Genomic DNA, 11,289 nt, shown 5'->3' with positions numbered 1-11,289 from the left:
GCCTCGCACCCCGGCCGGCCGGCCGCGCACAGTGCGGTCTGCGCCCCGTCACACCCGGGCGCCGCTCCTCGCGCGCCGCGGGCCCAGGAAGGCTCCGGCGAGCAGGGCGCCGGCCAGGACCAGGGCGGAGTTGGCCAGGATCGCGACCGAGACGCCGGAGAGGACACCCTCGGGTCCCGGGTCACCGAGTGCGGACATCCGGGCCGTGGCGATGGCGCTCATGACGGGGATGCCCAGCGTGATGCCGATCTGCTGGGTCATGGTGGCGAGGCCGGTGGCCAGGCCCTGTTCCGCGTCCGGGAGGCCGGAGGTGGCGGTGACCATGAAGCCGACGATCATCAGCATGTTGCCGACGCCGCCGATGAACGTGGCCGCGAGCAGAAGCCAGATCCACGCCCCGGAGGTGCCGAGCGCCACCAGGGAGAGGGTGGCGACGGCCTGGACGACGCCACCGGCGACGATGGCCGTCCGGTTGCCGAAGCGGCCGACGGCACGGCCGCCCAGGGTGCCGCCGATCACGGTGCCGATGCCCAGGACACCGAAGGCGAGGCCGGTGGCGAGCGGTGAGTAGCCGAGGACCTCCTGGAGGTAGAGCGTCAGCAGGAAGACCAGCGAGGTCTCGGTGACGAAGGCGATCAGCCCGGTGACGTTGCCCCAGATGACGCTGCGGCGCTTGAGGATGCGTACGGGGACGAGCGGGGCGGCGGCCCTCTTCTCGACGAACCAGAAGCCGATGAGGAGCGCGATGCCCGCGAGCAGTGCGGCCAGGGTGGTGGGCGTGGTCCAGCCGGTCGCGCCGGCCTGGGTGAGTCCGTAGACCAGGAGCAGGAGCCCGCCCGTGACGGTCGCGGCACCGGGGACGTCGAGGCGGGGCCGTACGGCCGGGCGCGAGTCGGTGATGACGGACGGGGCCAGGGCCACGACGAGTGCGGCCACGGGCACGTTGACGAAGAACGCCCAGCGCCAGGAGAGCAGATCGGTGAGCAGGCCGCCGAGGATCGCGCCCGCGGTGAACCCGGCGGACATCAGGGCCCCGTTGAGTCCCAGGGCGCGTTCGCGCAGCGGGCCCTCCTTGAAGGCCGTGGTGAGCAGGGCGAGTCCGGCCGGGGTGACGGCCGCGGTGGCGAGCCCCTGGAGGATCCGGGCGGTGAGCAGCACCTCGGGTGAGGTCGCGAGGCCGCCCAGGGCCGAGGAGAGACCGAGAACGACCATGCCGGCCACGAAGAGGCGCTTACGTCCGACGAGGTCGGCGATGCGGCCGAACAGGAGCGTGAACCCGGCAGCGGCCAGGGCGAAGGCCGTGGCGATCCACTGCAGGTCGGGGAGGGCGAAGCCGAGGCCCTCCCCGACAACCGGCAGTGCGACGTTCAGGATCGAGAAGTCCACGGCGATCATGAACTGGGCGCCGAGGAGGAGCGTGAGGACGAGTTTCTGCCGCCCGGTCATACGGGACACGGCTCCGGGCGGAGCGGTGGCGGCCGGGGCGCTGCCGGTGGTGCGGGACGGGGTCTGGCTCGGTGCGGACATGGTCGCCCTTCCTCGGACGAAGGTTTTAACGGTTCTGGAGTTCCGTTAAGATGAGGCGACCGTAGCAGAGGGAGACGCATTAATGGAACTGGAGACCCGTTATGACATCTGAGCCCGAGGGTGCGGAACCCGGTACGGTCCGGCCCGGCGGGCGCACCGCCCGGGTCAGGGAAGCCGTCCTGCGCGCGGCGGGTGACGCGCTGGCCGAGCACGGCTTCGACCGTCTCGACCTCGCCGACGTCGCGCGTCGTGCGGACGTCGGCAAGACGACCGTGTACCGCCGCTGGTCGGGCCCCACCGGGCTGATCGCGGACCTGCTCGACGCGATGGCCGAGCAGTCCTCCCCGCGCACGGCTACGGGCTCGCTGACCGAGGACCTCAGGGCCAACGCCCGGCTCGTGCTCAAGACCCTCACCGACGCGCGCCAGGGCCCCCTGTTCCGCTCCGTGATCGCGGCGGCGACCTGTGACGAGCGCACCGCTCAGGCACTGCACCGCTTCTACGCGATCCGCATCAAGGAGTGGTCCGGCTGCGTCACCGAGGCCGTCGAGCGCGGGGAGCTCCCCTCGGGCACGGACCCCGACGAGGTCATCCGTGCCGTGTCGGCGCCGCTGTACTACCGCCTGCTGGCCAGCGGCGACCCGCTGGACGAGGCCGCCGCCGACCGCGCCGCCGACGCCGCCGCGGTGGCCGCGAGGGCGGGCGCGTACGCGGGCTGAGCTCCGCTCCGGTGCGTACGCGCCCTGTTCAGGCCGCCCGCAGCCGGGCGGCCCAGGGGTGGCCCGCGCCCTCGGCCAGAGTGATCGTCTCGGTCAGCCAGGAGCGCGCGTCGTCACCGAGCACCGGCAGCGCGGCCTCGAAGTCCTGCTCGTCCTTGGGACGCCGGGACCCGGACTTGTACAGCAGCTGCACCTCCGGCACGACATACGGGACGCCGTCGCCGGAGACGGCGCCGAGCCGGTCCAATGGGCGCCGGATCCTGGCGTCCCGCCGGAACACCCAGTCGTCGCCCGCGGTGTCGTCGAGCATGAACTGGACGCGCCACGGCTCGGCCGGACCCGGCCGGCACCAGATGTCGTGGACGTGCGGGGGCAGGATCTCGCCGGGGCGCCATGGCCGCAGGGTCCCGGGCGGATCGGCGGCCCACCACTCCCAGTCCGGCAGCACCTGCTGCACGGCGAGCTGGTCGCCGCGCAGCAGGAGGATGTCGATGTCTCCGTGGTCCCGGAAGGCGCGGCCGACCGCCAGTTCGACCGCGTACCCGCCCGCGATCCACCACGGCGTGCGCAGCGGGGCGAGCAGGCGGACGGCCTCGGCGAGAGGCGGCGGGTCCCAGGGGCCCCAGGGGGTTTCCGTACGCACGAGCCGTCAGCCCGGCAGGAGCAGGTGGCGGTAGCTGTCCGGGTGCTCCCGGAGATACGTGGCCAGGTCCTTGGCCGGCCGGCCGGTGAGCCGCGGCACGGCGTCCGAGACGACGGCCATCTCCCCTGCGGCGATGGCCTCGTACGACGTCACCCAGCCGGCCACCTCCCAGCCCGGTGCGCCGTACTCCGAGCGCGAGGCGTAGGCCTCGTCCCGGGTCTCCGGCACATAGGTGACGGCCCGTCCGGCGGCCCTGCCCAGCTCCTCGGCCGCTTCGGCGAGGGTGAACGCCGTGGGGCCGGTCAGGTCGTACGTCTCCCCGTCGTGCACGGCGTCGCCCGCCGCGTCGCCGCCGGGCAGCAGGACCGCGGTCGCGGCGTCGGCGATGTCCTCGTGGGCCACGGCGGCCACCCGGCCGTCACCGGCCGGCCCGCGCAGCACCCCGTCGGCACCGGTCATCGCCGGAAGACCCGCGAGGTACCAGCTGTCCCGCAGGAAGGTGTGACGGACGCCGGAGACGCGGATGTGCGCCTCGGTGTCCCAGTGGTCCCGGGCGAAGGTGAACGTCGCGTCGGGTGCGGCGCCGACGAAGGAGACGTACACGATCCGTTCGACGCCCGCGGCCGCCGCCGCGTCCACCGCGCTCATGTGCTCGCTCACCCGGTCCGGGCTCTCGTGCGCCGAGACGAGGAAGAGGGTGTGCGCCCCGGCCAGTGCGCGGCGCATCGCCTCCCCGTCGCCGTAGGGCGCGGCCGGGGCCTTGTCGGCGCCGGGCAGTTCGGGCAGCCGGGACGGGTCGCGGCCCAGCAGCCGTACGGGGACACCGGCCCGCGCCAGCCGCTTCGCGACCCGGCCGCCGAGGGCACCGCTCGCGCCGGTGACCGCGGTGAGGGGCCCGCTCGTGGGCTCTGCCGAACCGTGCGTGCCGTCCGATGAGGTCATACGGATTCGCCTTCCGTGCGTTGCCAGGGGCGCACCTCCACGACCGCGTCGACCGGGATCGGTCCGTAGATGTGCGGGAATTCCTCGCCGCCGGGTGTGCCCGGCTCGTAGCGCACGGGCGCGGTGAGCCGGTCGGTGTCGATGACGAGCACCACCAGGTCCTGGTCACCGGCTCCGGCCCGGCTCCCGGCGCCGTAGAGCATCTCGGCCACAGCGGGGAGCTGGTGCGGCAGCGAGCAGTGGATGAAGCCCTCTTCGTGCAGGGTGCGGCCGCGGGTGGACATCTCGTACGTCCCGATCCCGCGGGCCGCCTCCCACAGCGGGCCTTCGGTGAGGTGCAGCAGTTCGGCCATGGGGGTAAAACTAGCCGCGCCTGCGCATCCGCCGGGCCATCAGCGTGGCCGCCGATCCCGCGACCAGCAGTACTGCCGCGATCCCGCCGATCACCCATTCACCGCCGCGCGAACCCGTGTTCGGGAGTTCACCTCCGGGGTGGGGCGGCCGGGGCGGCCAGCTGTGTGTCGGGGTGGGCCGCGGACCGGGCGTGGACTCGGAGGGAGTCGGCCCCGGGCTGTCGGAAGGAGCGGTGGTGGGTGTCGGCGAATCCGTCGGGGTCGGCGAATCGGTCGGGGTGGGCGTGGGCGAATCGGTCGGGGTCGGCGTCGGGGAGGGCTGCTCGCCGCAGTCCGGCAGATCGCCGTCGAACGGATAGGCGTGCAGCTCCTGGCCGCCCGACTCGCCCTCCGACGTGTGGGTCAGCGAACCGGCCGTGTAGAAGCGGCCGTTGGTGCCGCTCATCGCGAGCGTCGCCACACTGGACTGCTGACCGATCAGGACACTTCCCTGGAACTGGCCCGTGCCCTTGAGCCCGACCTCGGTGGCGTCCGGGAAGTTCCACATCAGGCGCTCGCGAAGTCCGGACTGGGGCAGCGAGCCCATGTACGTACTGATGTTGCGGGTACTTCCGTAGACGTTGACCAGCACGGTCGCACCGTCCGGGACGCCGTTGAACACGATGCCCTGCTGGCCGCCCGCACCGGTGGCCAGATCGGCGTCGACCGCGAAGACCTGGAGGGCTGAGGTCTTGTCGCCGGTGAAGACGGTCTCGGCGCCGGAGTTCTGGACCGTCCCGGTCGCCGGACGGCGATGGTCCTCGTTGTCGTCGTACGCGTAGCAGTGGCTGGCCGCCGTCAGCTGGTCGCGCAGCGCGGTGTACGGAGCGGCGGCACCGGTGTCGTGGACGGGGTCCGGGGTCACCGTCCCGCTGCGGTCCTGGGCGTGGCGCACCACACCCTGGTTGGCGCCTTCCTCCGCGAGCAGCCGCTCCCCGGAGGCGACGCTCAGATCGCCGCCCACCGTCAGGTAGTCGGAGCCGTTGGGCGGCGGCACCCGCGACCCCACGCCGACGACACCGACGTTGTAGATCTGCGAGGCACCCGCCCGCTTGTCCATGTCGAACCGGCCGAGGGTGACGATCTTCCCCTCGGCCTCCGCGGCGGCCTCCCTGACCAGGTAGTCGCCGCCGACATAGATGTTGATGTTGCTGTCGTGGTAGGTGACGGGCATGTTGTTCGGATCCGGCCGGACGTCCGGAGGGCAGCTGTCCCCGAGACACGGGCCGAGACCGCCAGGCAGCGGGTCGGCGGCCGCGGCGGGCGCGAGGGCCCCCACCATGGCTGCCGCTGCCGCCACCGTCACCGCCACGCGGTGATTTTTACCGCTTCTGCATGGTTTTGTTCCCATACAGCGCAATATGCAGGTTTATTGAGTGCTCATCAGTCGTGCCACGCCGGGCGGCCGCCCCGCTTCCGCCGACCGGTCGGCCGGGCCGCCCCGGCCGGGTGGCCCCCTCAGCCCGCCAGCAGCTTCGCCTCGGTCTGCGGATCGAGGCCGACCGTGGGCCGGTCGGGCCGCTGCGGTGCGACGCCGCCCAGCTCGCACAGCCACGTCCAGGTGTCGGCGACCGTCTCCTCGACCGGACGGCAGTGCAGCCCCGCGGCGTGCGCCCGGCCGACATCGCCCTGGTGCAGGCTGTCGTGCAGCTCGCCCGGCGGCAGCCAGACCGGCAGGTCCGACCAGGGCTCGACGCCCGCAGCAAGAATCGTCGCGGTATCGGTCCAGCGCAGTTCGGCATCGGATCCGGTGGCCCGCACACAGGCGTCGAGCAGTCCCCCCATGGTGGTGTGCCCGGGGCGGCTGACCAGGTTGTACGGTCCGTGGAGTCCCGCCTCGGCGGCGTCCAGCAGCCATCGGGCGAGGTCGCGGGCGTCGATGTACTGAAGGGGCAGTTCCGGTGTCCCCGGGGCCAGCACGGGTCCGCCGCGGGCGATCCGCGTCAGCCACCACGGCAGCCGGCCGATGTTCTCCCAGGGGCCGATGATCAGTCCCGCGCGGGCGAGCAGCGCCCGGTCGCCGAAGGCGTCCAGCACGGCCAGTTCACCACCGCGCTTGGCCAGCGCGTACGGGACGTCCCCGCCGTCGTCCGGCGAGGCGCCGGCCACCACCGGACCGTCCTCGGACAGCCCTGCCGGGACCGGGTCCGCGTAGACGGAACGGCTGGAGACATACGTGTACCGGCGGGCCCGGCCCGCCAGCAGCCGTGCCGCGTCCCGTACGGCCGAGGGGGCGCCGCTCCAGGTGTCGACGACCAGATCCCAGGCGTACGCACCGTCCCCCGATCCGCCGACGGCGTCCGGGGCGACGGCGTTCGGGGCAGCGGCGTCCAGGGCGGCCAGTCCGCCCTCGGCGGTGCGGTCGCCGAGGAGTTCGGCGGTGCCCGGCGGCGGTGCGTGGTGGCCGCGGTGGAACACCGTGACCTCCCAGCCGCGCGCCACGGCGTCCTCGGTGACGGCCCGGCCGACGAATTCGGTACCACCCAGTATCAGAAGCCTCATGGATCCGACTCTGCCCGCCCGGGTCCCGAACCGGAACCGGCCTCGCTCTGGGCTGAATCGCGCGGGCGGGCACCCCGCCCGCACTCAGGAGGAGCGGGCCAGCGGACTCCGGTTGCGCAGCAGCCACTGGTGGTAGCCCTCCGCCCGTCCGGCCGCCTCGCGGTAGGCGGCCTCCAGTTCCCCGTACACCGTCGCCATGTCGGCGCCCGGCCGGGACACCAGCAGCAGCCGTACGGCGAGCGGGTCGTCGCGCAGCGGGCGGATCGCCATGTCGTCGCGAGGCCCCGAGGTCGGCTGACAGGGGGCGACCGCCTCGCCGAGCACCACGAGCGATGCGGCGGTGAGGTAGTCCCCGTGCAGGACGGTCGGTGCGACACCGGCCGCGCCGAACACCCGGCGCAGGCCGTCCCATTCGCCGTCCACCGTGGGGTCGACCATCCACCGGTCGGCGGCCAGGTCGGTCAGGTCGACGACCGGCAGGGCGGCGGCCGGATGATCGCGGGCCATCGAGATGAACTGCGGTTCGCGGTCCAGGAGCACCCGCTGCACCAGGCCGTCCGGCACGTACAGCGGACAGCCCTCCACCTCGTGCACGAAGGCGACATCGAGCCGGCCGGCCTCGACCGCGCGCAGCAGCGCGTGCGCCGACACATCGACCCGCAGCGAGATGTCCGTCCCCGGCATCCGGATCCGCAGCCTGCGCAGCCAGCCGCCGATGACCCGGCTGGCGGTGCAGCCGATGCGCAGCCGGGGGCCGCCGGCGCGGGCCGCCTCCGCCTCCGCCTTCGCATCGCTGACCAGGGCCCGCATGCCGTCGACCAGCGGACGGGCCCGGCTGAGCACGGCGTGGCCGAGCAGGGTGGGGCGGCAGCCGGTGCGTTCGCGGCTGAACAGCTCGGCGCCCAGGGAGTTCTCGATCCGCCGCAGCTGTGTGGTGAGCGAGGGCTGGCTCACGCCCAGTCTGCGGGCCGCCCGGTGCAGGCTGCCGGCGTCGGCGATGGCGCACAGCGCCCTGAGGTGCCTCACCTCAAGCTCCATACCGCCGAGAGTAGGGCGGCCGGACCATGCCGCACCAGACGCCGCAATCCCATCAAACTCCGCCAATTCAGCGGGAGATGGAATGCTGGACACCGTTTGTGTCCTCTCCCGTCATCGCGTTGCCGTCCTGGGTGATAGCGCCGCGTTATCGCCGGTTGGCATCATCCGCCGGGCCTCCGTTTCACCGACACTCTCTCCGTACCGCCCCCGTCCGAGTCCGATCATCGGACGGGTTCCTCGGACAGGTAACTGGTAGGAGACCCCCCATGAGACACCCCAGGACCGTCATGTCGGCCGTGGTCGGCCTCGGCTTCGGCCTCGCCGCCGCGCTGGGAACCGCTCCCGCGCTCGCCTCTGCCGCTCCCGCACCTGCCTCCTCCTCGGCCCCCCACGCCGCCTACACCAGCGCATCCGGATCGCACGAGAGCGCCGCCGCCAACAAGGCGTTCTTCGACGCAGTCGCGAAGTCGGTGGCCGAGAAGCGTGCCGCGCACCCGGGCATCAAGTCGGTCACCATCGTCTACAGCACCGCCAACGCCCCGACCTTCCGCACCCAGATAGCCAACAGCGCGCAGATCTGGAACAGCTCGGTCTCCAACGTCCAGTTGCAGGAGGGGTCCAACGCGGACTTCACCTACTACGAGGGCGACGACCCGAGCGGCTCCTACGCCAGCACCGACGGACACGGCAACGGCTACATCTTCCTGGACTACGCACAGAACCAGCAGTACGACTCGACCCGTGTCACCACGCACGAGACCGGGCACGTGCTCGGTCTGCCGGACCACTACGAGGGCCCGTGCAGCGAGCTGATGTCGGGTGGCGGCCCCGGCCCGTCCTGCACCAACCCGAACCCGGATGCCAATGAGCGCAGCCAGGTGGACTCCCTCTGGCAGAACGGCTTCGCGGCCGCGCTCGCCCGCAGCGGTTCCTGACCGCCCTGCCGACAGGGGCCACCTCGCAGGACGGGGTGGCCCTTCGCGGGTTCCGGGCACCACGCCGCCGGTGGCTGTCAGCTGTTCAGCTCGGTACGGACGAGGGTCAGCAGCTCGTCCTCCGTCATTCCGAGTTCCCGTGCGTCGCCGACCATCTCGCGCACCCGCTCCAGAAGTCTGGCCCGGTGCGGCGATGCCCCGGCGGTGACCACCGCGCCACGCCCGCGGCGCAGTTCGATCAGCCCTTCCTCGCGCAGCCGCTGGTAGCCACGCAGCACGGTGTGCACATTGATGCCCAGCGACTCGGCGAGGACCCGGGCGGCGGGCAGCCTCTCCCCGGAGGCGACCGTCCCGTCGGCGACGGCTCGGCGCACACAGGCCGCGATCTGGTCACCGAGCGGCACGGTGGAGGTGGGGTCGACCCGGAAGAGCATGGTCAATGATCCGTTCGGCGCTGGTCGATCAACGTGTTGAGGAGCCCGGCGGCGGTCGCCGCGTCGTCGACGGTGACCGCGAAGTCGCGTCCGTTGGACAGCCGTACCACGATCGCCTCACCGGAACGGATCATGACGCCGCTGCGCCCGGGACGGAACCGGTATCCCCAGCCCCCGTACTCGGTCAGGACGTTGATGTCACTGCTGCTCGCTGTCTCGATCCGGTCGAGCGGGACCCCTATGCGCGGCCAGGGCAGGAGTCCGGAAACCCTGAGGCCACGCCGGTCCGCCGTGACGTACGGACGGGCGAAGTTCGCCAGGACCACGCCTATGACGAGCGTGGGGACCGCCCCGCCCGAGCCCGATGTGAGCAGCAGGTACACCCCGCCCCCGAGTGCGACGAGCGGGGCCAGCGGCAACCACCACGAGCCGGCACCGCGCGCCCACCCAGCGATCTCCCCCTTGGCCAGCGCGATCCGTTCGGCGCCGACGGCCGGTCCGGCCACGGATTCCTCCGGGACGGGAGAGGCCCTGGCGATCAGCAGCCCGAGCCCGAAGGCGAGTACGGCGACCCCCGCGGCCACCGCCATGTGCCACATCGGGAACGAGACGTCCTGAACGCGGCCCTGTGCGTCCTCGGCGGCATCCACGTTGATGAGCATGACGACCGCCAGCAGGTAGCCGAGCGGCCCGGCGATGGCGTAGCCACTGGCGACGAGCTTCCGGTACCCGCCGCCGGAGTACTTCCCCGCGGCGGCCATCAGGGCCCATAGAACACCGGTCCCCAGGAGCACGATCGTGACGAGCGCAATGTACGAGCCCTGGCCGGCGTGGTCGTCCACCCGGCCGTTGCCCACGAAGTGGCTGGCCAGTTGCGCGGGCAGCCGGTCACGACGGTCGGCGAAAAGGATGAGGTCGACGGCGGCCGCGATCAGGAACGGCAGAGCGGCGAGGACCGCGCGGCCGAGGTTCTTCCGGTTCATTAAAACCTCCATTGTTTGCATGTTAGTAGAACAATGGAGGTGCGGCAATGCCGAACCCGCCTGACGGTGGCGCGCTGTCAGGCGGGTTGGGTCGGGGTAACCGGGCGGGCCGGTCCGGGCCAGGGGGCCGGAACCGTCCGGGCGATCAGGCCAGTTCGAGTGGGAACGCACCTCTGTGGCCGGTGCCCGCACCCGCCACCGGCCGGGGTTCGAACTCCGGGCAGCTCCAGACCTCCTGAACGAAGCCGCTGCGCCGGTCCCAGAGATCGAGGACGTCGCTCTCGCCGTCCGCCCCGCGGTAGGCCTCCTTGGCCCCCCTGAAGCAGGCGAGGCCACCGGAGAGGCCGCGTCCTGGCGCCGGGAAGTAGTCCGAGAAGGCACAGGCGATACAGGTCTGGAGGCGCACCCCGGGCGGAAGGCCGCGCTGGACGGTGGCGAGCGCCGCCCCGAAGTCGCTCTCGGCCCGGTGGGACCGGAAGGCCGCGCCGCCGAACTGGAGCTCCAGGTAGAGATACGGGTCGGGCCTGCGCAGCGACAGCAGGCAGCTGAGCGTCGCCTGCTGGGCCGTCCCGTCCGCGGTGACCGGGAACGGCAGGTCCCATTCCAGGACACAGTCGTTGAGCACCCCGTCCGCCAGGGCGAACACGGCGCTCTCCGCCGGCCCGCCCGCCGCAGGCCGGAGACCGTCGAAGCTTTCGCCCTCGAAGTCGACGCCCCGGATACGAATGCGGAGTTGCTGTCCGTCGATGGTGAGGATGACGGCATCGGAGCCCTGCCGGTCCCGGTACCACCCTGCCCACGACTCTTCTGTCATGGGCACGGACTGTAGCCCGTACCTCTGACACTCCCCGTGCCGCCCTCCACTTCCTTGCGGCAGCCCCGTGACCTCGGCCGATCACCGGCGCACGCCACCGCGTGTCATCTGCCGTCCCTGACGCACCCGTTCACCTGTCCCCGCAGCCGCCCGGTCATCCGCCCGCTCTACCTGCCGCGCCGACAACGCACTCTCCCGGCCGGCTCGCCACCGGGCGCCCGGCCCCGACTTCCGGCCCGCCTCAGGCGGCCGCCCCTCGCGCCCGGCGCCCTTCGCGGGGCGCGGGGCGCGGGGCGCGAACAGCCCCCGCCTCGCCCGAGCGCCGTCAACCGGCGTACCTACTGCCGGTGTTGAGGCCGT

12 protein-coding genes are annotated in these 11,289 nt (G+C 72.5%); 2 read left to right on the top strand and 10 right to left on the bottom strand.

Annotated elements, in window-relative coordinates:
* Positions 1-48 precede the first annotated feature (48 nt).
* Complete coding sequence (locus ACFVW8_RS13950; protein WP_389689482.1) at positions 49-1,527, bottom strand: MFS transporter; 1,479 nt, start codon at positions 1,525-1,527, stop codon at positions 49-51.
* Between the two features lie 101 nt (positions 1,528-1,628).
* On the opposite strand from ACFVW8_RS13950, the gene ACFVW8_RS13945 reads away from it, so the two are divergent.
* The gene (locus tag ACFVW8_RS13945) at positions 1,629-2,246 is read left to right on the top strand and encodes a TetR/AcrR family transcriptional regulator (RefSeq protein ID WP_389689480.1); all 618 of its coding nucleotides are present in this window, start codon (positions 1,629-1,631) and stop codon (positions 2,244-2,246) included.
* Positions 2,247-2,274: 28 nt separating this feature from the next.
* Here the strand turns inward: ACFVW8_RS13945 and ACFVW8_RS13940 are convergent, their stop codons facing one another.
* The 6 genes from ACFVW8_RS13940 to ACFVW8_RS13915 form a co-directional block, all read right to left on the bottom strand.
* A complete protein-coding gene (locus tag ACFVW8_RS13940) occupies positions 2,275-2,889 on the bottom strand; it encodes a nucleotidyltransferase domain-containing protein (RefSeq protein ID WP_389689478.1) in 615 nt (204 codons plus the stop codon).
* Positions 2,890-2,895: 6 nt separating this feature from the next.
* Positions 2,896-3,831 carry an SDR family oxidoreductase gene (locus ACFVW8_RS13935; RefSeq protein WP_389689476.1) on the bottom strand — a complete coding sequence of 312 codons (936 nt, stop codon included), beginning with the start codon at positions 3,829-3,831 and terminating at the stop codon, positions 2,896-2,898.
* Positions 3,828-4,184, bottom strand: coding sequence for a DUF952 domain-containing protein (locus tag ACFVW8_RS13930; RefSeq protein ID WP_389689474.1), 357 nt, complete (start codon positions 4,182-4,184; stop codon positions 3,828-3,830). Before ACFVW8_RS13930 ends, ACFVW8_RS13935 begins: the two co-directional genes overlap by 4 nt.
* A 10-nt stretch (positions 4,185-4,194) precedes the next feature.
* Positions 4,195-5,535 carry a choice-of-anchor A family protein gene (locus ACFVW8_RS13925; protein WP_389689472.1) on the bottom strand — a complete coding sequence of 447 codons (1,341 nt, stop codon included), beginning with the start codon at positions 5,533-5,535 and terminating at the stop codon, positions 4,195-4,197.
* Positions 5,536-5,681: 146 nt separating this feature from the next.
* The gene (locus ACFVW8_RS13920; RefSeq protein WP_389689470.1) at positions 5,682-6,725 is read right to left on the bottom strand and encodes an NAD-dependent epimerase/dehydratase family protein; all 1,044 of its coding nucleotides are present in this window, start codon (positions 6,723-6,725) and stop codon (positions 5,682-5,684) included.
* A gap of 84 nt (positions 6,726-6,809) precedes the next feature.
* On the bottom strand, positions 6,810-7,763 hold the full coding sequence (locus ACFVW8_RS13915; protein ID WP_389689468.1) for a LysR family transcriptional regulator: 954 nt from the start codon (positions 7,761-7,763) through the stop codon (positions 6,810-6,812).
* Positions 7,764-8,029: 266 nt separating this feature from the next.
* Here ACFVW8_RS13915 and snpA point away from each other — a divergent pair, with 266 nt between their 5' ends.
* Positions 8,030-8,698, top strand: a complete 669-nt coding sequence (gene snpA / locus ACFVW8_RS13910) for a snapalysin (RefSeq protein ID WP_389689466.1) — start codon at positions 8,030-8,032, stop codon at positions 8,696-8,698.
* Positions 8,699-8,775: 77 nt separating this feature from the next.
* Here snpA and ACFVW8_RS13905 read toward each other — a convergent pair whose 3' ends face one another.
* The 3 genes from ACFVW8_RS13905 to ACFVW8_RS13895 all read right to left on the bottom strand — a co-directional run bounded on the left by ACFVW8_RS13905 (position 8,776) and on the right by ACFVW8_RS13895 (position 10,929).
* Entirely contained in the window at positions 8,776-9,132 is a 357-nt protein-coding gene (locus ACFVW8_RS13905) for a GntR family transcriptional regulator (protein ID WP_389689464.1), read from the bottom strand.
* A gap of 2 nt (positions 9,133-9,134) precedes the next feature.
* Positions 9,135-10,115 (bottom strand): DUF1648 domain-containing protein, encoded by a 981-nt coding sequence (locus ACFVW8_RS13900; RefSeq protein WP_389689462.1) that lies wholly within the window; start codon positions 10,113-10,115, stop codon positions 9,135-9,137.
* Between the two features lie 145 nt (positions 10,116-10,260).
* Complete coding sequence (locus ACFVW8_RS13895) at positions 10,261-10,929, bottom strand: DUF6304 family protein (protein ID WP_389689460.1); 669 nt, start codon at positions 10,927-10,929, stop codon at positions 10,261-10,263.
* Positions 10,930-11,289: the final 360 nt, after the last annotated feature.

This window comes from Streptomyces sp. NPDC058221 (assembly GCF_042882365.1).
Classification (GTDB): Bacteria; Actinomycetota; Actinomycetes; order Streptomycetales; family Streptomycetaceae; genus Streptomyces.
This window is presented reverse-complemented; position numbering and strand designations above follow the sequence as displayed.

What these genes read in the sequence shown, in the direction of transcription:
- ACFVW8_RS13905 (WP_389689464.1), bottom strand. Translation starts at nt 9,132, where the DNA reads ATGCTCTTCCGGGTCGACCCCACCTCCACCGTGCCGCTCGGTGACCAG.
- ACFVW8_RS13950 (WP_389689482.1), bottom strand. Translation starts at nt 1,527, where the DNA reads ATGTCCGCACCGAGCCAGACCCCGTCCCGCACCACCGGCAGCGCCCCG.
- snpA (WP_389689466.1), top strand. Translation starts at nt 8,030, where the DNA reads ATGAGACACCCCAGGACCGTCATGTCGGCCGTGGTCGGCCTCGGCTTC.
- ACFVW8_RS13900 (WP_389689462.1), bottom strand. Translation starts at nt 10,115, where the DNA reads ATGAACCGGAAGAACCTCGGCCGCGCGGTCCTCGCCGCTCTGCCGTTC.
- ACFVW8_RS13930 (WP_389689474.1), bottom strand. Translation starts at nt 4,184, where the DNA reads ATGGCCGAACTGCTGCACCTCACCGAAGGCCCGCTGTGGGAGGCGGCC.
- ACFVW8_RS13920 (WP_389689470.1), bottom strand. Translation starts at nt 6,725, where the DNA reads ATGAGGCTTCTGATACTGGGTGGTACCGAATTCGTCGGCCGGGCCGTC.
- ACFVW8_RS13895 (WP_389689460.1), bottom strand. Translation starts at nt 10,929, where the DNA reads ATGACAGAAGAGTCGTGGGCAGGGTGGTACCGGGACCGGCAGGGCTCC.
- ACFVW8_RS13915 (WP_389689468.1), bottom strand. Translation starts at nt 7,763, where the DNA reads ATGGAGCTTGAGGTGAGGCACCTCAGGGCGCTGTGCGCCATCGCCGAC.
- ACFVW8_RS13945 (WP_389689480.1), top strand. Translation starts at nt 1,629, where the DNA reads ATGACATCTGAGCCCGAGGGTGCGGAACCCGGTACGGTCCGGCCCGGC.
- ACFVW8_RS13935 (WP_389689476.1), bottom strand. Translation starts at nt 3,831, where the DNA reads ATGACCTCATCGGACGGCACGCACGGTTCGGCAGAGCCCACGAGCGGG.